At 58.6% G+C, this 19,372-nt stretch carries 23 protein-coding genes; 16 read left to right on the forward strand and 7 right to left on the reverse strand.

Annotated elements, in window-relative coordinates; all coding sequences use genetic code 11:
* Positions 1–49 precede the first annotated feature (49 nt).
* Positions 50–856: a glycosyltransferase gene (locus SM763_RS08190; RefSeq protein WP_274834304.1), complete on the forward strand. Its 807-nt coding sequence runs from the start codon at positions 50–52 to the stop codon at positions 854–856.
* 3 nt (positions 857–859) lie between these two features.
* Positions 860–1,726 carry a DMT family transporter gene (locus tag SM763_RS08195; protein WP_368998197.1) on the forward strand — a complete coding sequence of 289 codons (867 nt, stop codon included), beginning with the start codon at positions 860–862 and terminating at the stop codon, positions 1,724–1,726.
* Here SM763_RS08195 and SM763_RS08200 read toward each other — a convergent pair.
* Positions 1,685–2,524 carry a putative rhamnosyl transferase gene (locus tag SM763_RS08200; RefSeq protein ID WP_368998198.1) on the reverse strand — a complete coding sequence of 280 codons (840 nt, stop codon included), beginning with the start codon at positions 2,522–2,524 and terminating at the stop codon, positions 1,685–1,687. The genes SM763_RS08195 and SM763_RS08200 overlap by 42 nt on opposite strands.
* A gap of 38 nt (positions 2,525–2,562) precedes the next feature.
* Positions 2,563–3,369, reverse strand: a complete 807-nt coding sequence (locus SM763_RS08205) for a putative rhamnosyl transferase (protein ID WP_368998199.1) — start codon at positions 3,367–3,369, stop codon at positions 2,563–2,565.
* Between the two features lie 429 nt (positions 3,370–3,798).
* Here SM763_RS08205 and rpsL point away from each other — a divergent pair, with 429 nt between their 5' ends.
* From rpsL to tuf, 4 genes are all read left to right on the forward strand, one after another.
* The gene (rpsL, locus tag SM763_RS08210) at positions 3,799–4,170 is read left to right on the forward strand and encodes a 30S ribosomal protein S12 (protein WP_005621086.1); all 372 of its coding nucleotides are present in this window, start codon (positions 3,799–3,801) and stop codon (positions 4,168–4,170) included.
* Between the two features lie 18 nt (positions 4,171–4,188).
* Positions 4,189–4,659, forward strand: a complete 471-nt coding sequence (rpsG, locus tag SM763_RS08215) for a 30S ribosomal protein S7 (RefSeq protein WP_065271480.1) — start codon at positions 4,189–4,191, stop codon at positions 4,657–4,659.
* 18 nt (positions 4,660–4,677) lie between these two features.
* Positions 4,678–6,795: an elongation factor G gene (gene fusA / locus SM763_RS08220; protein WP_274830259.1), complete on the forward strand. Its 2,118-nt coding sequence runs from the start codon at positions 4,678–4,680 to the stop codon at positions 6,793–6,795.
* A 63-nt stretch (positions 6,796–6,858) separates the two neighbouring features.
* The gene (gene tuf / locus SM763_RS08225) at positions 6,859–8,034 is read left to right on the forward strand and encodes an elongation factor Tu (protein ID WP_065271478.1); all 1,176 of its coding nucleotides are present in this window, start codon (positions 6,859–6,861) and stop codon (positions 8,032–8,034) included.
* Positions 8,035–8,383: 349 nt separating this feature from the next.
* Here the strand turns inward: tuf and SM763_RS08230 are convergent, their stop codons facing one another.
* Entirely contained in the window at positions 8,384–9,661 is a 1,278-nt protein-coding gene (locus SM763_RS08230; protein WP_274869118.1) for a sensor histidine kinase, read from the reverse strand.
* Positions 9,662–10,002: 341 nt separating this feature from the next.
* Between SM763_RS08230 and rpsJ the strand changes: the two genes are divergently transcribed.
* Genes rpsJ through SM763_RS08250 form a run of 4 tightly spaced genes read left to right on the forward strand, consistent with a single transcriptional unit; the run spans position 10,003 to position 11,965 of the window.
* Positions 10,003–10,317, forward strand: a complete 315-nt coding sequence (rpsJ, locus tag SM763_RS08235; protein ID WP_058289455.1) for a 30S ribosomal protein S10 — start codon at positions 10,003–10,005, stop codon at positions 10,315–10,317.
* An 18-nt stretch (positions 10,318–10,335) separates the two neighbouring features.
* Positions 10,336–11,058 (forward strand): 50S ribosomal protein L3, encoded by a 723-nt coding sequence (rplC, locus tag SM763_RS08240; RefSeq protein ID WP_065271476.1) that lies wholly within the window; start codon positions 10,336–10,338, stop codon positions 11,056–11,058.
* Entirely contained in the window at positions 11,055–11,672 is a 618-nt protein-coding gene (rplD, locus tag SM763_RS08245) for a 50S ribosomal protein L4 (protein ID WP_065271475.1), read from the forward strand. Before rplC ends, rplD begins: the two co-directional genes overlap by 4 nt.
* Complete coding sequence (locus SM763_RS08250; RefSeq protein ID WP_065271474.1) at positions 11,669–11,965, forward strand: 50S ribosomal protein L23; 297 nt, start codon at positions 11,669–11,671, stop codon at positions 11,963–11,965. Before rplD ends, SM763_RS08250 begins: the two co-directional genes overlap by 4 nt.
* A 299-nt stretch (positions 11,966–12,264) precedes the next feature.
* Here SM763_RS08250 and SM763_RS08255 read toward each other — a convergent pair whose 3' ends face one another.
* Positions 12,265–13,035 (reverse strand): hypothetical protein, encoded by a 771-nt coding sequence (locus SM763_RS08255; RefSeq protein WP_368998200.1) that lies wholly within the window; start codon positions 13,033–13,035, stop codon positions 12,265–12,267.
* Between the two features lie 319 nt (positions 13,036–13,354).
* Here SM763_RS08255 and rplB point away from each other — a divergent pair, with 319 nt between their 5' ends.
* From rplB to rplP, 5 genes are read left to right on the forward strand one after another with little or no spacing between them, the layout of a single operon-like run.
* The gene (rplB, locus tag SM763_RS08260; protein WP_065271471.1) at positions 13,355–14,197 is read left to right on the forward strand and encodes a 50S ribosomal protein L2; all 843 of its coding nucleotides are present in this window, start codon (positions 13,355–13,357) and stop codon (positions 14,195–14,197) included.
* Between the two features lie 3 nt (positions 14,198–14,200).
* Positions 14,201–14,479 (forward strand): 30S ribosomal protein S19, encoded by a 279-nt coding sequence (gene rpsS, locus SM763_RS08265; protein ID WP_065271470.1) that lies wholly within the window; start codon positions 14,201–14,203, stop codon positions 14,477–14,479.
* A 3-nt stretch (positions 14,480–14,482) separates the two neighbouring features.
* Positions 14,483–14,863 carry a 50S ribosomal protein L22 gene (gene rplV / locus SM763_RS08270; RefSeq protein ID WP_065271469.1) on the forward strand — a complete coding sequence of 127 codons (381 nt, stop codon included), beginning with the start codon at positions 14,483–14,485 and terminating at the stop codon, positions 14,861–14,863.
* Positions 14,863–15,573, forward strand: coding sequence for a 30S ribosomal protein S3 (gene rpsC, locus SM763_RS08275; protein WP_065271468.1), 711 nt, complete (start codon positions 14,863–14,865; stop codon positions 15,571–15,573). The genes rplV and rpsC overlap by 1 nt, the downstream gene beginning before the upstream one ends.
* Positions 15,574–15,585: 12 nt before the next feature.
* Entirely contained in the window at positions 15,586–15,999 is a 414-nt protein-coding gene (gene rplP, locus SM763_RS08280) for a 50S ribosomal protein L16 (protein ID WP_065271467.1), read from the forward strand.
* A 229-nt stretch (positions 16,000–16,228) separates the two neighbouring features.
* Here the strand turns inward: rplP and SM763_RS08285 are convergent, their stop codons facing one another.
* Genes SM763_RS08285 through SM763_RS08295 form a run of 3 tightly spaced genes read right to left on the reverse strand, consistent with a single transcriptional unit; the run spans position 16,229 to position 18,398 of the window.
* Complete coding sequence (locus SM763_RS08285) at positions 16,229–16,378, reverse strand: hypothetical protein (protein WP_368998201.1); 150 nt, start codon at positions 16,376–16,378, stop codon at positions 16,229–16,231.
* Between the two features lie 52 nt (positions 16,379–16,430).
* Positions 16,431–17,663 carry a methyl-accepting chemotaxis protein gene (locus SM763_RS08290; RefSeq protein ID WP_368998202.1) on the reverse strand — a complete coding sequence of 411 codons (1,233 nt, stop codon included), beginning with the start codon at positions 17,661–17,663 and terminating at the stop codon, positions 16,431–16,433.
* Positions 17,664–17,720: 57 nt separating this feature from the next.
* The gene (locus SM763_RS08295; RefSeq protein ID WP_368998203.1) at positions 17,721–18,398 is read right to left on the reverse strand and encodes a hypothetical protein; all 678 of its coding nucleotides are present in this window, start codon (positions 18,396–18,398) and stop codon (positions 17,721–17,723) included.
* 256 nt (positions 18,399–18,654) lie between these two features.
* Here SM763_RS08295 and SM763_RS08300 point away from each other — a divergent pair, with 256 nt between their 5' ends.
* Complete coding sequence (locus SM763_RS08300; protein WP_368998204.1) at positions 18,655–19,275, forward strand: TIGR02466 family protein; 621 nt, start codon at positions 18,655–18,657, stop codon at positions 19,273–19,275.
* The last annotated feature ends 97 nt before the right edge of the window (positions 19,276–19,372 follow it).

Genomic DNA, 19,372 nt, shown 5'->3' on the forward strand with positions numbered 1-19,372 from the left:
CAAGTGCTGCGCCCCGGTGTTTTCTGTGCGCGCAGCCGGGGGAGGGGAAATGTCAGAGCAGTTGAAGATGGTTGGACTGGTCCGGTTCTCGGTTCTTACGCCTACCTATTATTCCGAACGCTTCAGCACACTGGAGGAAACGGCGGCACATCTGTTTTCCGAGGACCGGATGGAGCTCCGCTTTCGCGTTTTCGAAGAGCTGTGCCTGCCTTCGCTGCTTCGGCAAAGCGATCCCGAATTTGACGTAGTGGTGCTGACTGCGGCGTCGATGCCTGATCGCTATATGCAAAGACTGAAGGCGCTATTGGCCCCCCATCCCAATCTGCATTGCCGTCCGGTTGGAACCCGCAATCATTACCGGCTGTTACGCCGGGGGTATGATTCCATTCCGGCAGGGGAGGGCAGTCACCGCATCCTGTTCCGTCTGGATGATGATGACGCGGTTGATATTGATTTTGTGGCACGCACAAAACGTCTGGCGGCTGGGATCCTGCCGCTGCAACCCGAAGGCGGTGCTTTTGTCATTGCCTATAACCGGGGCTTTTACATGCGGGCGACGCTGGATGGGCCGGAGGTCTTCGACGCGGTCGAACAGGCGCCCCTGTCGGCAGGCACCGCGCTGGTGACCCCGGTTGGCAGCGCCGCGAACCCCTACAAGTTCAACCACCGCAAACTGGCGCGGCATTACAGCCTTTATTCGGATATTTCGGTGCCGTCTTTCCTGCGCACTATCCATGGTGACAATAAATCTGATCCCACCCAAAAAGGGATCACTCATCAGATGGCCGAGGAAGAGATCGACAGCGCGCTGCAACGCCATTTCGGTCTGACGCTGTCGCAGCTGAAGGCGGTATAGCGCATGAAACCCAATCAGACCGGTGCCCTGTTGATGATGGGCAGCATGGCGGCCTTTACCTTCAATGATACGCTGGTGAAATCTGTGGGGGCGGATCTGCCGCTGTCGCAGATTCTTGTGGTCCGCGGCGGGGTTGCGTCACTGCTGATTTTCCTGCTGGCGCGCTATCTGGGCAGCTTGCGGATGAACCTGCCACGGGGCGACTGGATGCTGGTTTTGGGCCGCTGTCTGTCCGAAGCGGGGGCGACTTACCTCTTCCTCAGCGCGCTGATGCTGATGCCGCTCGCCAATGTGACGGCGGTTTTGCAAATGCTGCCGCTGACCGTGACGCTGGGGGCGGCGCTGTTCTTTGGCGAAAGCATCGGCTGGCGGCGCATGGCCGCGATCCTTGCGGGGTTCTGCGGTATGCTGCTGATCGTGCAGCCGGGGCCAGAGGGGTTCGATGGCGCGTCCCTATATGCCTTGGGTGCGGTTGGCTGCGTCACGGCCCGGGATCTGTTCACCCGGCGGATGTCGGCTGCGGTTCCGTCGATGACGGTGACGTTGATGGCCTCTTTGACAGTGCTGAGTTTTGGCCTGATCTACAGCACCCAGCAGGACTGGCGGCCGATGCAGGGCTGGCATCTGGGTCTGCTTATGGGGGCGGCCTGCTTCATCTTTGCCGGCTATCTGTTTTCGGTCATGACCATGCGGGTCGGAGACGTCGCCGTGGTCTCGCCCTTCCGGTACAGCGGGTTGTTGTGGGCGCTGTTCCTCGGCTGGGCAGTGTTTGGTGATTGGCCGGGTGTGCTTACTCTGACCGGCGCGGCTGTCGTTGTGGCGGCCGGCCTATTCACCTTCTACCGGGAGCGGCAGCAGACCGGGAGATGAGAACGCCCGCGCGACTGCGGCGCTATCGACGTTGAAGGTCTGTTTCAGATGGTGCGCTTCCTCTGGTGTGACAGGGGTGACGTTGATCTCCTTGCCGCGCCCCTTGGAGCGGGAATCGTTGAAGCTGTTGTAACCGCGCAGGTACATGTCGCCATCCGGAATGGTCAGCGTTGGTGTGACCCGCCAAAGGGTATGATGGCCGTGATGCATGATCGTCTGGTTGGACCCGCCCGCCACTACGACTCCCATAGAAAGCGCAGTGTAGGGGTAGCGGTCCGGTTTGATCGCCAGCCCATCGGCACTGGCGCGATAGACATAGCCGCGGTTGAAATCGATGGTGGTCATCGGATAGCGCGGCCAGACCGGTTCTAGGTCCTGCGCCGCCTGTTTCAGCCGTTCCACAAATGACACCGCCATCGCATCGTCATCGTCTAGACGAAACTGCAGGCAGGGCGCATCCGGGTTTTCGCGCGCGTCGTTCAGCATCTGGATCATCACCCGCCGGTGACGGCCCGGCGGCTGCACGGAAATGACCACATTCCGCAAAGGTTCGGTGAGGGTCAGCAGCCGGTCGAGATAGGGGAGGGGAAAGCACTCACCGACCACGACCAGAAGCTGGAAATCCGCGTCGGTCTGACCGATGACCGAGGGCAGGCAGACAGTTTCGAACAGGCGGAACCGCTCCTCAAGCCGTTCGGGCGCATAAAGATAGGCACGGCGTTCCTCAAGGCTGGCGTGCTCCTGCTTGTAGCCGCCGTGCCCTACATAAGAGAAGCGGCACAATCCGATAACCTGCATAACATGCGATCCCTGGTACAAAAACAAAAGCGTGGGGGCTAGTCAGCCGCGAAGACCCGTTTGAGATCATCCTGCCGGATGGCAAATCGCGCTTCAAACTCACCCACCTGATCCGGCGTCAGCGGGGTGACGGGCACCGGTTTGACCCGTTTCTGGCGCGAGTCGTTATAGCCATTGTGGGTGCGAACGAACATCGGCTGATCGCTGATGGTGACCGTCGGCATGAAGCGCAGGATTTTCTCATGCGCGAAGTTCATGATCGTCAGGTTACAGCCGCCGCGCACATACATGCCAAGCGAAGCGACATAGTAGGGCCGGTGTATCTCGGTCGCGGCGATCCCGGACGCCCCAACCTCGGCCACATAACCACGGTTGAAATCAACGGCGACCGTTTTGCTCTTTTCGACCAGGCCAGAACAATCCTCAACCGTCTGCCGGAGACGTTCGACGAAATCCACCGACACTGCGTCGTCGTCGTCATGCCGGAACTGCAGACACGGCGCGTCTGGATCCCGGCGGGCTTTGTTGAGGATCTCTTTCATTACCTGGCGCTGTTTGCGCGGCGGTTCGCTGTGAATGCGGACCTGCGGTATGTCGGCGGTGATGTCCTGAAGCCGCTCCCGGTGCTGTTTCGGCAGGCTGTCGCCAATGACGATGTTCAGCTCGAAATCCTGATCTGTCTGTTCGCGCAGACAGGGCAGGGCGACGGTCTCCATCAGTTGGAACCGCTCCTCTAGACGGTCTTCGGCATAAAGGTAGGCAATGCGCTCCTCCAGGCTGGCATGTTCAACCTGAAAGCCGCCAATCGCGGGATAAGAAAAACGACAAAGACCGATGACTTGCATGAATGGGGCGTCCTGAGTAAGCGTATGGCCCAATCTGATTGCGGCCCGTTGAACTATGCATCGCCCGTACCGATGCGACAAGACAGCGGGTGTGGCAGGGGAAGTATTGCCAGCGGCGTGTTCCCGTGCAGCCATCCGCCGACCCTGGGCGTCACTGGGCGCCTGACAGTTGACAAGCTCCGCGACTCCCCATATACGCGCGCCTATCCGGCATCCGGGGGCCGCCCCTAAAGCCGATATCACTATTGTAGTGGATCAAGGTTCGGACAGTTTTATCGTCCGGATCCTCTGTAGACCCACCGCGTCGTTCACCTCGGAATGGGAACGATTGCGGTTTTTGCGCTTGCGGACGCGTAAGTGCCGGAAATATGAGCCGCACGCCCTTGCGCGTGCATGACATGAAAGTTGCGAAACGGGGAATAGACCGGAATGCCAACGATCCAACAGCTGATCCGCAAGCCGCGGCAGCCGAAAGTTAAACGCTCCAAATCCATGCATCTGGAGCAGTGCCCCCAGAAGCGTGGCGTTTGCACGCGCGTTTACACCACCACGCCGAAGAAACCGAACTCCGCTATGCGGAAAGTTGCGAAGGTCCGCCTGACCAACGGTTTCGAGGTCATCTCCTACATCCCGGGTGAAAGCCACAACCTTCAGGAACACTCTGTGGTTCTGATCCGCGGCGGTCGTGTAAAAGACCTTCCCGGTGTGCGTTACCACATCCTTCGCGGTGTTCTGGATACCCAGGGCGTCAAAGACCGTAAGCAGCGTCGCTCCAAGTACGGCGCGAAGCGTCCTAAGTAAGAAGAAGGATAAGCACAGATGTCACGCCGTCACGCTGCTGAAAAACGCGAAGTTCTGCCCGACGCCAAATATGGCGACCGCGTTCTGACCAAATTCATGAACAACCTGATGATCGATGGTAAGAAATCGGTCGCAGAAAAAATCGTCTACAACGCGTTCGATCGCGTTGAAGCCAAGATCAAACGCGCTCCCGTGGAAGTCTTCCACGAAGCTCTGGATAATGTGAAACCCGCCGTCGAAGTTCGTTCGCGCCGCGTGGGTGGTGCAACCTACCAGGTGCCGGTCGAAGTTCGCCCGGAGCGCCGCGAAGCACTCGCAATCCGCTGGTTGATCAAAGCCGCCCGTAGCCGCAACGAAAACACCATGGAAGAGCGCCTTGCAGGCGAGCTGCTGGACGCGGTCCAGTCCCGTGGTACCGCGGTGAAGAAGCGCGAAGACACCCACAAGATGGCAGAGGCCAACAAGGCCTTCTCGCATTACCGCTGGTAACCCAAGGGGCTTAGACCTATGGCACGCGACTATACACTCAACCATTACCGTAACTTCGGTATCATGGCGCACATCGATGCAGGTAAGACCACCTGCTCGGAGCGTATCCTGTACTACACCGGCAAATCCCACAACATCGGTGAGGTGCACGATGGTGCAGCCACCATGGACTGGATGGAGCAGGAGCAGGAACGCGGCATCACCATCACCTCGGCTGCGACCACCACTTTCTGGGAACGCACCGAAGATGGCGAAACTGCTGACACGCCGAAGCACCGCCTGAACATCATCGACACCCCCGGCCACGTTGACTTCACCATCGAAGTTGAACGTTCGCTGGCGGTTCTCGACGGTGCAGTCTGTGTTCTGGACGCCAACGCTGGCGTTGAACCGCAGACCGAAACCGTGTGGCGTCAGGCTGACCGCTACAAGGTTCCGCGCATCGTCTTCGTCAACAAGATGGACAAGATCGGTGCTGACTTCTTCAACTGCGTCAACATGATCGAAGACCGCACCGGCGCCCGCGCGGTTCCGGTTGGTATTCCGATCGGCGCCGAGAACGAGCTGGAAGGCCTGATCGATCTGGTCACCATGAAGGAATGGCTGTGGCAGGGTGAAGACCTTGGCGCCTCCTGGGTGCAGGTCGAGATCCGTGACAGCCTGAAGGACATGGCCGACGAATGGCGTGGCAAGATGGTCGAAGCGGCCGTCGAGCAAGACGACGACGCCATGGAAGCCTACCTGGAAGGTGAAGAGCCCGACGTTGCAACACTGCGCGCTCTGCTGCGCAAGGGCACCCTGGCGCTGGACTTCGTTCCGGTTCTGGGCGGTTCCGCATTCAAGAACAAAGGCGTTCAGCCGCTGCTCAACGCCGTGATCGACTACCTGCCCAGCCCGTTGGACGTTGTTGATTACATGGGCTTCAAACCCGGTGACGAAACCGAAACCCGTAACATCCCGCGCCGCGCGGATGATGATATGGCGTTCTCGGGCCTGGCGTTCAAAATCATGAACGACCCCTTCGTCGGTTCGCTGACCTTTACCCGCATCTACTCCGGTGTTCTGAACAAGGGTGATACCCTTCTGAACTCCACCAAGGGTAAGAAAGAGCGCGTTGGCCGGATGATGATGATGCACTCGAACGACCGTGAGGAAATCACGGAAGCGTTCGCGGGCGACATCATCGCGCTGGCTGGTCTGAAAGACACCACCACTGGTGACACGCTCTGCGCCGTCAACGACCCGGTGGTTCTGGAAACCATGACCTTCCCCGATCCGGTGATCGAGATCGCGGTTGAGCCGAAAACCAAGGCTGACCAGGAAAAAATGTCCCAGGGTCTGGCCCGTCTGGCCGCCGAAGACCCGTCCTTCCGCGTGGAAACTGACCTGGAATCCGGTCAGACCATCATGAAGGGCATGGGCGAACTTCACCTGGACATCCTGGTTGACCGCCTGAAGCGCGAATTCAAGGTTGAAGCCAACATCGGTGCCCCGCAGGTTGCCTACCGTGAGACCATCGGTCACGAGGTCGAGCACACCTACACCCACAAGAAACAGTCGGGTGGTTCGGGCCAGTTCGCCGAGGTGAAGATGATCATCTCGCCGACAGAAGCCGGCGAAGGCTACTCCTTCGAATCCCGCATCGTTGGTGGTGCTGTTCCGAAGGAATACATCCCCGGTGTTGAAAAAGGCATCAACTCGGTCATGGATAGCGGCCCGCTGGCTGGCTTCCCCGTGATCGACTTCAAGGTTGCCCTGATCGACGGTAAGTTCCACGACGTTGACTCCAGCGTTCTGGCCTTCGAAATCGCAGCACGTATGTGCATGCGTGAAGGCATGCGCAAAGCTGGCGCCAAGCTGCTGGAGCCGATCATGAAGGTCGAAGTGATCACCCCGGAAGAATACACCGGCGGTATCATCGGCGACCTGACCTCCCGTCGTGGTCAGGTGTCCGGCCAGGAGCCCCGCGGCAACGCGATTGCGATCGACGCAAACGTGCCGCTGGCGAACATGTTCGGCTACATCAACACCCTGCGTTCGATGAGCTCGGGCCGCGCCCAGTTCACCATGCAGTTCGGTCACTACGATCCGGTTCCGCAGAACATCTCGGACGAGATCCAGGCGAAATACGCGTAAGCGTCATGACATTGGAAGGTTCGCGGCCCGCGCGGACCTTCTTCCAATCAAAAGGAGGCCACCATGGCTAAGGAAAAGTTTGAGCGTAATAAACCGCACGTCAACATCGGCACCGTTGGCCACGTTGACCACGGCAAAACCACGCTGACCGCAGCGATCACCAAATACTTCGGTGACTTCAAAGCCTACGACCAGATCGACGGCGCACCGGAAGAAAAAGCCCGCGGCATCACCATCTCGACCGCCCACGTGGAATACGAGACTGAGAACCGCCACTACGCCCACGTCGACTGCCCCGGCCACGCCGACTATGTGAAAAACATGATCACCGGTGCGGCGCAGATGGACGGCGCGATCCTGGTTGTGAACGCAGCTGACGGCCCGATGCCGCAGACCCGCGAGCACATCCTGCTCGCGCGTCAGGTTGGCGTTCCGGCGCTGGTCGTGTTCATGAACAAGGTTGACCAGGTCGACGACGAAGAGCTGCTCGAGCTCGTCGAGATGGAAATCCGCGAACTGCTGTCTTCCTACGACTTCCCGGGCGACGATATCCCGATCATCGCAGGTTCCGCTCTGGCGGCGATGGAAGGCCGTGACCCGGAAATCGGCGAAAACAAAATCAAGGAACTGATGGCGGCTGTGGATGAGTACATCCCGACCCCCGAGCGTGCCGTTGACCTGCCGTTCCTGATGCCGATCGAAGACGTGTTCTCGATCTCCGGTCGTGGTACCGTTGTGACCGGCCGTGTTGAGCGCGGCGTGATCAACGTGGGCGACGAGATCGAAATCGTCGGCATCCACGACACCAAGAAAACCACCTGCACCGGTGTTGAGATGTTCCGCAAGCTGCTGGACCGCGGCGAAGCCGGCGACAACATCGGCGCGCTGCTGCGCGGCGTTGACCGTGACGGCGTTGAGCGTGGTCAGGTTCTGTGTAAGCCGGGCTCCGTGACCCCGCACACCAAATTCGAGGCAGAAGCATATATTCTGACCAAAGAAGAAGGTGGCCGTCACACCCCGTTCTTTGCGAACTACCGTCCGCAGTTCTACTTCCGGACCACCGACGTGACCGGCACCGTGACCCTGCCGGAAGGCACCGAGATGGTGATGCCGGGCGACAACCTGAAGTTCGAAGTTGAACTGATCGCCCCGATCGCGATGGAAGACGGTCTGCGTTTCGCCATCCGCGAAGGCGGCCGCACCGTCGGCGCTGGCGTTGTGTCGAAGATCATCGAGTAATTCGCACTCGCGAATGATCAAACGGAAAGGGCGCCCCAGTGGCGCCCTTTTTGTTTGAACGCGATGATCCCGAGACGCACCAGAAAGACTGTGTCGAAGATCATCGAGTAATCAGGTCTCCTGATTGTGGATGGAAAGGGCCTCCTTTGGGAGGCCCTTTTCCTATGTGTACAAAGCTGAGCAGGGCAGGGGCCGCTTCGGCAATGAAACCGTTTGGCCTTCGGCGGATTTGATCGGATCAGGCGCGCGCCCGGAGACCTGGTCGGGCGCGGCCCAGACGCAGCACAAACGCGGGGCGTCCGGGCGGTTTTGCGGGCCGGTGTATTCTTGGTTGAGACGACAGAACGCCTTAGGCTCTGGGCGCGGGCTGAATGTCCGGATGGCAGGGCAGCGTCAGAACGAAACGACTTCCCTTTCCCGGGCCTTCGCTTTCGGCATGAGCGCTGCCGCCATGCGCACAGGCAATTTCGCGTACATTCGCGAGTCCCAGGCCAGTGGACTTTTCACCATCCGTTGGCTGCGCGGAAAGCCTTTGAAAACGGCCGAAGGCGCGCGTCAGGTCGTCTGGCGTCAGGCCCTGACCGGTATCGGAGACGGCAACGGTGACGCTTTCACCTTCCTGCGCGACCGAAATCCGGACCTCGCCTCCGGGATAGGTATATTTCACGGCGTTGCTAATCAGATTGTCGATGGCAGAGATGACCAGTGTTTCATCAACCTCTGCGATGGTCCGCTGCGGTGGGTCGACGGACAAGGAGATCGATTTGCGTGCAGCCTCTTCCCGGTTGGCTTCGGCTGCAATGTGCAGCAAGCCGGTCAGATCGACCGGCTTGCGGTCCAGGCGCAGCGCTTCGCCTTCAACCCTAGCCCGGTCCAGCGTCGCGTCGATCAACTGCGCGATTCGGTCCGCATTGTCGATGACCTTCTGAAATGCAGTTTCGATCCGGGCCTGGTCCGGCGCGTTGCTGCGGGTTCTGGCGAGCCCGAGTTCGGCCTGCGACAAGACTGCGGCCAGCGGGCTGCGCAGATCGTGGGCAATCAAACCCATGAGCGCGATCTTTTCCGCGTTTTCGCGCCGCACCTCGGAATAGCCCTGCTGCAGGCGCCGGTTCATCCGCGCGAGATCCGCGATTAGCTTCTTTCGTTCCTTTTCCACGGAGAGACGGCGCAATTCGGCCTCGGCGCGCAGGGCAAAAATTGTCGATATCGCGGTGGCGATCTCGGATTCCTTGATCTCCTGGTTGGAAAATACAGCCAGATGACCGGTGACCTCGCCAGTGGTGTCGCGAAGTGGAATACCTATGTAGCCTTCAAACCTCGCTTCGCGGGGATAAAGGTCGGCAATCCCGCAGGGGATGATCACCACCTCCCCGGCATATACCCGGGCGCAGGGGGTGCCCTGCAATTCGTAGCGTATCCCGCGAGCAACCTTGTGGTCCTGCAGAGCGTAGAGCGCCCGCGCGTGGGTGGGGGGCACCCCTTCGCCATAGGTGACTGCGACGAAGGCTGCATCCAGATGCTCGCTCAGGGCCTCAACCAGGCGCGCCAGGAGCGCATGACCGGTTTCACCAGCGATACTGCGCGCAATCAGCAGAACTTGCTCGGTTTCGGGGCTGTGAGGCGGCACTATTGGGTTGTCCGTTGTGAGGCGTTGCGCAAGATTAACCGGACTTGGAGAGCGCCACTAGGGCCACTGGCCGCTCTGCGTCAGTTTTTAACACGGGACGGCAAGATTTCTGGGGAGTGACCTTGCCCGATCGCCGTAATGGCTTCTGAGGTGGGCCCAAAGCGTGGGAGCATTCCCACGGGCCTCATTTACCCTTGCAATACCGCCGCTGCAGGCTTAAGACGCGCGAGTTCTCAATGAGAATATCAAGGCGGGGTGATTCCCGCCTTTTGGGTTCGATGAGGGTGTGCGGTGGTCGTGGGCCCTCCTCTCAACTCCAACGCCTATAAAAGGCTGACGAAATGCAAAGTCAAAACATTCGCATTCGGCTGAAGGCTTTCGATTACCGCGTGCTGGACGCCAGCACCCAGGAAATCGTGAACACTGCAAAGCGCACCGGCGCGCAGGTTCGTGGCCCGATCCCGCTTCCGAACAAGATCGAGAAATTCACCGTTCTGCGTGGCCCCCACGTCGACAAGAAATCCCGTGACCAGTTCGAGATCCGCACCCACAAGCGCATGCTCGACATCGTTGATCCGACTCCCCAGACCGTGGACGCGCTGATGAAGCTCGACCTCGCCGCTGGCGTGGACGTCGAGATCAAGCTGCAGTCGTAAGATCGGAGGGTAATGAATATGCGCTCTGGTATTATCGCAAAGAAAGTCGGCATGACCCGGCTGTTCATGGAAGACGGCAAGCAGATCCCTGTGACCGTTCTTCACCTGGATGGTCTGCAGGTCGTGTCGCAACGCACCGAAGACAAAGACGGCTACACCGCCGTTCAGCTGGGCGCAGGCTCGGCCAAAGTGAAGCGCGTCTCCAAGGCGATGCGTGGCCACTTTGCTGCTGCAAAGGTTGAACCCAAGCGGAAGCTGGTTGAATTCCGCGTGCCCGCCGATGCCCTGATCGAAGTTGGCGCCGAAATCTCGGCCGAACACTTCCTGACAGGTCAGAAAGTGGACGTGACCGGCACCTCGATCGGTAAAGGTTTCGCAGGCGCCATGAAGCGCTGGAACTTTGGCGGTCTGCGTGCGTCGCACGGTGTGTCGATCTCGCACCGTTCGCACGGTTCGACCGGTCAGTGTCAGGATCCCGGCAAGGTTTTCAAAGGCAAGAAGATGGCCGGCCACATGGGCGCTGCCCGCGTGACCACCCAGAACCTGGAAGTCGTCAAGACCGACGCCGACCGTGGCCTGGTGTTCATCAAAGGTGCCGTACCTGGTCCGAAATCCGGTTGGGTAACCGTCAAGGATGCCGTCAAGAAGAAAGCGCCCGAAGGTCTGCCCTTCCCGGCGGCTCTGAAGACAGCAGCAACCGAAGCACCGGCGGAAGCTCCCGCGGAAGGTGGTGAAGCATGAAACTTGATGTGATCAAACTCGACGGCGGCAAGGCAGGCGACATCGAACTGTCCGAAGACCTGTTCGGTCTGGAGCCGCGTGCGGACATCCTGCACCGTGTGGTCCGCTGGCAGCGCAACAACGCGCAGGCCGGTACCCACAAGGTCAAGACCCGCTCGGAAACCTCCTACTCGACCAAGAAGATCTATCGCCAGAAGGGCACCGGCGGCGCACGCCACGGTGACCGTAACGCACCGATCTTCCGCAAGGGTGGTATCTACAAGGGCCCGACCCCGCGTAGCCACGGCCACGAGCTGACCAAGAAGTTCCGCAAGCTGGGCCTGCGCCACGCGCTGTCCGCCAAGGCGAAAGCCGGTGAACTGGTCGTGATCGAGGACGCAACCGCAGAGGGCAAGACCGCTGCTCTGGCCAAACAGGTGAAAAACCTGGGCTGGAAACGCGCGCTGGTCATCGACGGTGCAGCCGTGAACGAAGGGTTCCTCAAAGCATCGCGTAACATCGACGGTCTGGATATCCTGCCGACGATGGGTGCAAACGTCTATGACATCCTGAAGCGTGACACCCTGGTGATCACCAAGGCGGGTGTCGAAGCACTGGAGGCTCGACTGAAATGAGCGCGAAGGCAGAACACTACGACGTGATCCGCAAGCCGATCATCACCGAGAAATCCACCATGGCGTCCGAAAACGGCGCAGTGGTGTTCGAAGTGGCGATCGACAGCAACAAACCCCAGATCAAAGAGGCGGTTGAAACCCTCTTTGGTGTGAAGGTCAAAGCGGTCAACACCACCATCACCAAGGGTAAGGTCAAGCGTTTCCGCGGCCAGATCGGCCGTCGCAAGGACGTGAAGAAAGCCTATGTGACCCTGGAAGAAGGCAACACCATCGACGTGTCCACCGGACTCTGAGATCTGTTCCTTTGAAAAGATCGAAGGCCCTCGCGAAAGCGGGGGCCTTTTTCGTTGGGGTGCGTTGAGGGAAGTAGCCTCTGATTTCACTGAGTTTGGAATGCTCTAATTTCTTTCGTAAAGTTGTTTTGCTACTGAAAGAATTTCAACCATAGCCTTGTTAACTGCCAGTAAGCCTTGTTCAACATCAGCAGCACTCAGTACTAGTCGTTCCCCAATGGCTAGTTGATCGCCAACATGTGTGACGTAGTTGGTGTCAATTACTCCCCGATTGTGCACAAATAGATTTCGCTTTTGGTTTAGAAGATGAAGATCTTCGCCAAGCGAGGACTGTAGTTTGGATGAGTTGAATAGCGCCTTAAAGATTTTTTTGTGGTCGCTAGACCATCTAAACGCCGACCTGAAAATAGCGCCGTGCCCATCGAATTCGAGAGGTTGAACCCATGTTCATCCATCGTTTCGATGCTGACCACTTGTTTGCCGAACACATCCCTTAAGTCTTTCGCGTTCACGATGATGGATGCCCGTGTGGGATCTAAGTTCACCCACGTGATAATGAAAGCGCGAGCAAAGCTTTCGAATACAGTCCAACTGCCGATAACTGCTTGAACTAGCAGTTCTTGGGAAGCCATGCGAAGCTTTGGCGTATCCAAATGTGAGTTAAGCTGAAACACAACACTGTCTCGGAGCCAATCACTACCTTCAGAACTGTAAAGAAACTCGCTCATTCTATTTTCGGCTCGTGAACGAGCTGAAGCTGCCTGTGAGGGCGACAAACCAGCGCCGGGGGACGCCTCCTTCAACCCCTCGATCCTTTCAGCGGTATGTAGACTGTCAAATTGGCGCTGTAAAACAGAATGCTGAGTCAACTCAAATGGCAAACCGGCTGCGTGAATAATGCTCTGCAAGCCTTCGAACGCGGCTGTGGTGCAGCGGTCCCACGGTAGAGTTTGATTTTGGTGACGCTGTAGTTGATCAAGCAGCGGATCTCCTGAGAAAACGAAAAAAGCGTCCAAAACACGATCCACTATTTCGGGTTTTGGACGTTTGGTGCTGCGGTTGTTGCTCATGTCAAATACTCTAAAATCTTTGCCTACGTGTGCTTCTGGGGGAGAAATGCAATAATATGCTACATCGTGCCTACCCATTGTATGGGATGTGCCTTACCCATTGCCACCCCCAGCATCCTCTGCTAAACGGCAGCAATCCTGAAGGCCTCGGATTCGTCCGGGGCTGTCTCTTTTGTCGGGATCACGAATAACCTGGGACCTTCGGGGCCCTTCAGATCGGTCACCTGACCCGCCGCATGCGGCACATCAGGGGGCTTTAACATAGCGGTGCCAAAGACAAGAACCTAAGGCACTGCACGCTAAACGGAAGACAGAAAGCATGGCACTTAAGTCGTATAAACCGACGACGCCGGGCCAGCGTGGGCTGGTTCTGATCGACCGTTCGGAGCTTTGGAAAGGGCGTCCGGTCAAGTCTCTCACTGAGGGTCTGACCAAATCGGGCGGCCGGAACAACACCGGACGGATCACTTCTCGCCGCCGTGGTGGTGGCGCAAAGCGTCTTTACCGGATCGTTGACTTCAAACGGAATAAATTTGATGTCGCCGCGACCGTCGAGCGCATTGAATATGACCCCAACCGTACTGCCTTCATCGCACTGGTGAAGTACGAAGACGGCGAGCAGGCCTATATCCTTGCTCCGCAGCGTCTGGCAGTAGGTGACAAGGTCATCGCCTCCGCGAAGGCAGACATCAAGCCGGGCAACGCAATGCCGTTCTCGGGCATGCCGATCGGTACCATCGTTCACAACATCGAAATGAAGCCCGGCAAAGGCGGCCAGATCGCCCGTGCAGCCGGTACTTATGCTCAGTTCGTTGGTCGTGATGGTGGCTACGCTCAGATCCGCCTGTCCTCGGGCGAGTTGCGCATGGTCCGTCAGGAATGCATGGCCACCGTTGGTGCCGTCAGCAACCCTGACAACAGCAACCAGAACTACGGTAAAGCTGGCCGTATGCGCCACAAGGGCAAGCGTCCCTCGGTCCGTGGTGTCGTTATGAACCCGATCGACCACCCGCACGGTGGTGGTGAAGGCCGGACTTCGGGTGGTCGTCACCCGGTGACCCCGTGGGGTAAGCCGACCAAGGGTAAGCGCACCCGCAACAAAAACAAAGCGTCGCAAAAGCTGATCATCCGCTCGCGTCACGCCAAGAAGAAGGGACGTTAATCTATGTCTCGCTCTGTATGGAAAGGTCCTTTCGTCGACAGCTATGTGCTTAAGAAAGCCGAAGCTGCGCGTGAATCGGGCCGCAATGAAGTGATCAAGATCTGGTCGCGTCGTTCCACCATTCTGCCCCAGTTCGTGGGTCTGACGTTTGGTGTGTACAACGGCAAGAAACACATCCCTGTCAACGTCTCGGAAGACATGATCGGTCAGAAGTTCGGTGAGTATTCGCCGACCCGGACCTATTATGGTCATGCTGCGGACAAGAAAGCGAAGCGGAAGTAAGTCATGGGCAAGGTACAAAATCCCCGCCGCGTGGCCGACAACGAAGCAATGGCGAAAACCCGCATGCTTCGGACCAGCCCGCAGAAACTGAACCTGGTGGCTCAGATGATCCGTGGCAAGAAAGTGGACAAGGCTCTGACCGACCTCACTTTCTCGAACAAGCGGATCGCGCAGGACGTGAAGAAATGCCTTCAGTCCGCCATCGCGAACGCCGAGAACAACCACAACCTGGACGTCGATGAACTGATCGTCGCCGAGGCATGGGTTGGCAAGAACATGACCATGAAACGCGGTCGCCCGCGGGCCCGTGGTCGTTTCGGCAAGATCCTGAAGCCGTTCGCTGAGATCACCATCAAGGTGCGTCAAGTTGAGGAGCAAGCCTAATGGGACATAAAGTCAATCCGGTCGGCATGCGCCTGCAGGTGAACCGCACCTGGGACAGCCGTTGGTACGCCGACACCAAGGACTACGGTGATCTTCTGCTGGAAGATCTGAAACTGCGTGAGTTCATCAAGGCAGAGTGCAAGCAGGCCGGTGTGGCCCGCGTGATCATCGAACGCCCCCACAAGAAGTGCCGTGTGACCATTCACACCGCGCGCCCGGGCGTGATCATCGGCAAAAAAGGCGCCGATATCGAGGTCCTGCGCAAGAAGCTGGCAGCGATGACCGACTCGGAACTGCACCTCAACATCGTTGAAGTGCGCAAGCCCGAGCTGGACGCACAGCTGGTTGGCGAGTCCATCGCTCAGCAGCTGGAACGTCGTGTGTCCTTCCGTCGCGCGATGAAGCGTGCCGTTCAGAACGCAATGCGCATGGGCGCCCTGGGTATCCGGGTGAACGTCGCGGGTCGTCTGGGTGGTGCTGAAATCGCCCGTACCGAATGGTACCGTGAAGGTCGTGTGCCGCTGCACACCCTGCGCGCCGACATCGATTACGCTCACTCCGAAGCCATGACCCCCTACGGGATCATCGGGATCAAGGTCTGGATCTTCAAAGGCGAGATCATGGAGCATGACCCGCAGGCGCGTGATCGTAAGTCTCAGGAAATCCAGGACGGCCCTGCACCCCGTGGTGCTGGTGGCGGTCGTCGCTAAGGAGGGGATGAGATGCTTCAACCAAAGCGTACGAAATTCCGCAAAATGCACAAAGGCCGGATTTCCGGTCTCGCCAAAGGTGGTTCTGACCTGAACTTCGGCACCTACGGTCTCAAGGCTCTGCAGCCCGAGCGCGTAACCGCCCGTCAGATCGAAGCCGCACGTCGCGCCATGACCCGTCACATGAAGCGTCAGGGTCGTGTCTGGATCCGGATCTTCCCGGATACCCCGGTAACCTCCAAGCCCGTCGAAGTTCGTATGGGTAAAGGTAAAGGTTCCGTCGACTATTGGGCATGCAAAGTGAAGCCCGGTCGCGTGATGTTCGAAATCGATGGCGTCAATGACGACATCGCCCGCGAGGCTCTGCGCCTTGCTGCGATGAAGCTGCCGATCAAGACCCGCGTCGTGGTTCGCGAAGACTGGTAAGCCCAGGCTCTTTGGAAAATCAGAAACCCCCGCCGAGAAATTGGCGGGGGTTTTTCTTTGTGGTCACTCCCGGAAAATCCGTCTGCCTTCCTGAGGCGAACGGCAGTATGGCGTGGTGCGCTGCGTAGTGTCGGGAAGGCAGTAAATGGCCCGCTCGGCGGAGTGCAGAGAGGGCCATCGTCTTGCGCGTCAAGGCGTCAAGCCGGGGGGCAGGACCAGAGCGTCCGGCCTATGCGGCCCAATCGTCTTGCTGCTGGGCGGCTGGGGCAGAGCCATGGTGCGCGGGGCTGCCTTTCAGGCGGAAGCCCGAGATTGCCTCGAACAGGCGGTGGGCCTCCTGTTGCAACAGCTGACCCGCAGCGGATGTTTGCTCCAGCATGGCCGCACTTTTTTGGGAGTCTTTGTCGAGCGAGTCGACAGCGACATTGACTTCAGTCAAGCCCGTTGGACTGCTCCACCGTATTGTCGGCAATCGTATTCATGCGCTCCACGACCTGGATGATGGTCTGAACGATCTTTGCAAGGGACTCGCCAGTCTCGTCGACCAGCTTCACGCCGACGGTGACCTCGCCCCGGCTGGTGTTGATCAGGTTGTTGATTTCCTGAGCGGCATCCGATGAGCGCTGTGCCAGCGCGCGGACTTCAGAGGCAACCACGGCAAAGCCGCGTCCAGCTTCTCCGGCGCGGGCGGCTTCGACCCCGGCGTTCAGCGCCAGCAGGTTGGTCTGGAAGGCGACATCGTCGATCATGTCGGTGATCTTGGAAATCGCATCCGAGGAGTCCTTGATCCGTTGCATGGCCGTGACGGTCTGTTCTGCGATCGAGCGGGTGCCCTCTGCATTGTTCTGCGCATTGTCGACCAGCGATTTGGCGTCCTGCGCGCTGGAGGCCGTGTCACGCACCGTGTCGCTGACGGTCTGCAGCGCGGCGGCGGTTTCTTCCAGCGCGGCGGCTGAGGTTTCGCCGCGCCGCGAGGCATCGTTCATGGCGGATGAAATCTCGTTGGCGGTGTTGTTCAGCATTTCACTGCTGCCGGTCAGTTGCCGGATCATGCCATCAAGGCTGTTGGTCAGGTGGTCAATCGCATCAGAGATTTCCCGGAACACGCCCTTTTGCCCCGGTTGCATCGCCTGGTTCAAGTCACCGGTTGCCAGACCGCCGATCACCTCTTGAACGTCCTTCAATCCCCTTTCGGCGACGGTGCCAATGGCGTTCACTCCGTTGCCCAGTTCTGCGAACATGCCGCTGCTACCAGCGGTATCGACCCGTTTGGAAAAGTCACCTTCGGCGCAGGCGTCGATGACGCGGGCGATGTCCTTGGTCATACGGTGCTTAATCTCTTCGTCCTTGCGGAAGTCACCAACCGCCTCGGCGATTGCCGAGATTTCTCGGATAGGGGTCACGGGCAGTGCAGGGGTGAAATCGTTTTCCCGCATCTTTTTCAGAACCCTGTCAGTGCGTTTCAGGGGCCGGGAAATCCCGCGGGCCAGAAGCAGCGCGAGCACAATGAAAACAGCTGCGCCGCCCAGACCTGCGCGGGTCGAGTTACTGGCGGCCTGTTCGCTGATCGCGGCAGTGTCGGCAAGGATCTGACTCATGACGATACGGGACTCTTTGTGCAGGGCTTCGACCAAAGGTTCCGCAGCTGCATAGGTTTCTGACATCTGTTTCCGGAGATCCTGTTCTTTCAGGGTCTCATCAACATAGGCCGCAAAAGACGTCTAATAGGTGTCCATCAGATCCGATATCAACTGAAACTGCGCGCGATCCGCGTAATAGCTTTCGGGAAAGGCGTGGAACTCATCGACACGTGCATTCAACCGATCCAGGTATTTCGGATCCTTGCGCATGATGAAGTCCTTCTCGTGGCGGCGCATCATCAGCATCTTGACCTGCATCTCGGGCTGTTCGAGGCCCTGCAACTCGGTCTCGACGTTCTTCACCGCAGTCCGCAGATTGCCCTGCAGTCCGTCGTTTTCATCAAGCCCCAGGCGCCGGTTGCTGACCGCGAGACTTAGAAAGGCTGCCCCATAAGCGGCGATCGCGGTTTCCAGTTCAGGCAGCGTGACGGCAGTAGACCGCAGTTCGGGAACCTGCGCGATATTTTGCTTCAGGCCGTCAAAGGTCGAGGCCAGTTGATCCATGATCGCGGCATGGCGCTCAGTGTACTTTTCGTCCTTCCGCAGTAGGAAATCCTTTTCAGCACGGCGGGCCGAAAGAAACTGCTGCTCCAGATCGACAAGAGACATGTCGACCGCTTCGATCTCAGCGGCCCGGACTTGCATGTCGTCGCGAACCTGATGGGTATAAAGAGAAATGCCCGCCAGGGTGAACATGATGCCGGCGGCCAGCACGATGATCGACAGGATGGCGAGATTGATGGATACTTTGAACTTCATAGTGGGGCACTCGGTAGATAGGGATGCTAGGTGACAACCGGAACTCAGGTCATACTGGGTCAGGGTAGCAGTGCCGCGCTAATATTGTGTTGCGCCCCAGTGGCGGTCTGGGCATGGCAGGGTTGCCAGAGTGTCATGGCTGGCCGTGCTGATATATGTTGTAATGTGGTGGGCGTTGTCCGCAGTGGATTCCATTGCGCGGGGTGCAGCCAATTGGGACTCGCAAAAGTGCGCCGGGCAGGGATAAAAGGCAGCTATGGCACAGATCGACTCTCTCTTCGTTACCCGTCTCTACCGCGCTGCTTTGTCCGAACACGGGCCGAACATCGACGCAGGCGAACTTGAAAACTCCTGCCTTGTCATCGCCGGTGATGATGAAGCCGGGCAGGACTGGTGCGAGGAGAACGGCTATCCTGGCTATACCTCCTATGCCTCGCTGACGGATCTGCCCTGGCGGTTCCCGATCTTCGCCGATCTGGTGAAATCGCTGGATGCCCATGTGGCGGCTTTTGCCGAGGACCTGGAACTGGATCTGGATGATCGCGCGTTGGTGCTGGAGGATCTCTGGATCAACATTCTGCCCGAGGGCGGTACACACGCCAGCCATATCCACCCGCATTCGGCAATCTCCGGCACCACATATGTGTCGATGCCCGAAGGCGCTAGCGCCCTGAAGCTGGAAGACCCGCGCCACGCGATGATGATGGCCCACCCGCCGCGCCGCAAGGACTGCCGTCAGGAGCTGAAGACATTCGTCTATCAGTCTCCCAAGGTGGGCGATGTGCTGCTCTGGGAAAGTTTCATCCGCCATGAGGTGCCGCTGAACATGGCCGAGGAAGAGCGGATTTCGGTGAGCTTCAACTATAAGTGGGAGTGAGCGCCGTCTTGGAAGTGATCTGGGGGATCATTTCAGGCGCGAACGGGCGGAGTCCATTGCTTGCTTGGGATTTGCGCAACATGAGTGCAGTGCCTGA

The sequence above is a fragment of the Pseudophaeobacter sp. C1-32P7 genome (assembly GCF_041008775.1).
In the GTDB taxonomy this organism is placed as follows: domain Bacteria; phylum Pseudomonadota; class Alphaproteobacteria; order Rhodobacterales; family Rhodobacteraceae; genus Phycobacter; species Phycobacter gallaeciensis_A.

What these genes read in the sequence shown, in the direction of transcription:
- SM763_RS08250 (WP_065271474.1), top strand. Translation starts at nt 11,669, where the DNA reads ATGAGCGCGAAGGCAGAACACTACGACGTGATCCGCAAGCCGATCATC.
- SM763_RS08285 (WP_368998201.1), bottom strand. Translation starts at nt 16,378, where the DNA reads ATGCTGGAGCAAACATCCGCTGCGGGTCAGCTGTTGCAACAGGAGGCC.
- rpsC (WP_065271468.1), top strand. Translation starts at nt 14,863, where the DNA reads ATGGGACATAAAGTCAATCCGGTCGGCATGCGCCTGCAGGTGAACCGC.
- SM763_RS08200 (WP_368998198.1), bottom strand. Translation starts at nt 2,524, where the DNA reads ATGCAGGTTATCGGATTGTGCCGCTTCTCTTATGTAGGGCACGGCGGC.
- rplP (WP_065271467.1), top strand. Translation starts at nt 15,586, where the DNA reads ATGCTTCAACCAAAGCGTACGAAATTCCGCAAAATGCACAAAGGCCGG.
- rpsL (WP_005621086.1), top strand. Translation starts at nt 3,799, where the DNA reads ATGCCAACGATCCAACAGCTGATCCGCAAGCCGCGGCAGCCGAAAGTT.
- rpsJ (WP_058289455.1), top strand. Translation starts at nt 10,003, where the DNA reads ATGCAAAGTCAAAACATTCGCATTCGGCTGAAGGCTTTCGATTACCGC.
- SM763_RS08205 (WP_368998199.1), bottom strand. Translation starts at nt 3,369, where the DNA reads ATGCAAGTCATCGGTCTTTGTCGTTTTTCTTATCCCGCGATTGGCGGC.
- SM763_RS08195 (WP_368998197.1), top strand. Translation starts at nt 860, where the DNA reads ATGAAACCCAATCAGACCGGTGCCCTGTTGATGATGGGCAGCATGGCG.
- rpsG (WP_065271480.1), top strand. Translation starts at nt 4,189, where the DNA reads ATGTCACGCCGTCACGCTGCTGAAAAACGCGAAGTTCTGCCCGACGCC.
- rplD (WP_065271475.1), top strand. Translation starts at nt 11,055, where the DNA reads ATGAAACTTGATGTGATCAAACTCGACGGCGGCAAGGCAGGCGACATC.
- rplC (WP_065271476.1), top strand. Translation starts at nt 10,336, where the DNA reads ATGCGCTCTGGTATTATCGCAAAGAAAGTCGGCATGACCCGGCTGTTC.
- SM763_RS08295 (WP_368998203.1), bottom strand. Translation starts at nt 18,398, where the DNA reads ATGAAGTTCAAAGTATCCATCAATCTCGCCATCCTGTCGATCATCGTG.
- rplV (WP_065271469.1), top strand. Translation starts at nt 14,483, where the DNA reads ATGGGCAAGGTACAAAATCCCCGCCGCGTGGCCGACAACGAAGCAATG.
- SM763_RS08300 (WP_368998204.1), top strand. Translation starts at nt 18,655, where the DNA reads ATGGCACAGATCGACTCTCTCTTCGTTACCCGTCTCTACCGCGCTGCT.
- rplB (WP_065271471.1), top strand. Translation starts at nt 13,355, where the DNA reads ATGGCACTTAAGTCGTATAAACCGACGACGCCGGGCCAGCGTGGGCTG.
- rpsS (WP_065271470.1), top strand. Translation starts at nt 14,201, where the DNA reads ATGTCTCGCTCTGTATGGAAAGGTCCTTTCGTCGACAGCTATGTGCTT.
- tuf (WP_065271478.1), top strand. Translation starts at nt 6,859, where the DNA reads ATGGCTAAGGAAAAGTTTGAGCGTAATAAACCGCACGTCAACATCGGC.
- fusA (WP_274830259.1), top strand. Translation starts at nt 4,678, where the DNA reads ATGGCACGCGACTATACACTCAACCATTACCGTAACTTCGGTATCATG.
- SM763_RS08255 (WP_368998200.1), bottom strand. Translation starts at nt 13,035, where the DNA reads ATGAGCAACAACCGCAGCACCAAACGTCCAAAACCCGAAATAGTGGAT.
- SM763_RS08290 (WP_368998202.1), bottom strand. Translation starts at nt 17,663, where the DNA reads ATGTCAGAAACCTATGCAGCTGCGGAACCTTTGGTCGAAGCCCTGCAC.
- SM763_RS08190 (WP_274834304.1), top strand. Translation starts at nt 50, where the DNA reads ATGTCAGAGCAGTTGAAGATGGTTGGACTGGTCCGGTTCTCGGTTCTT.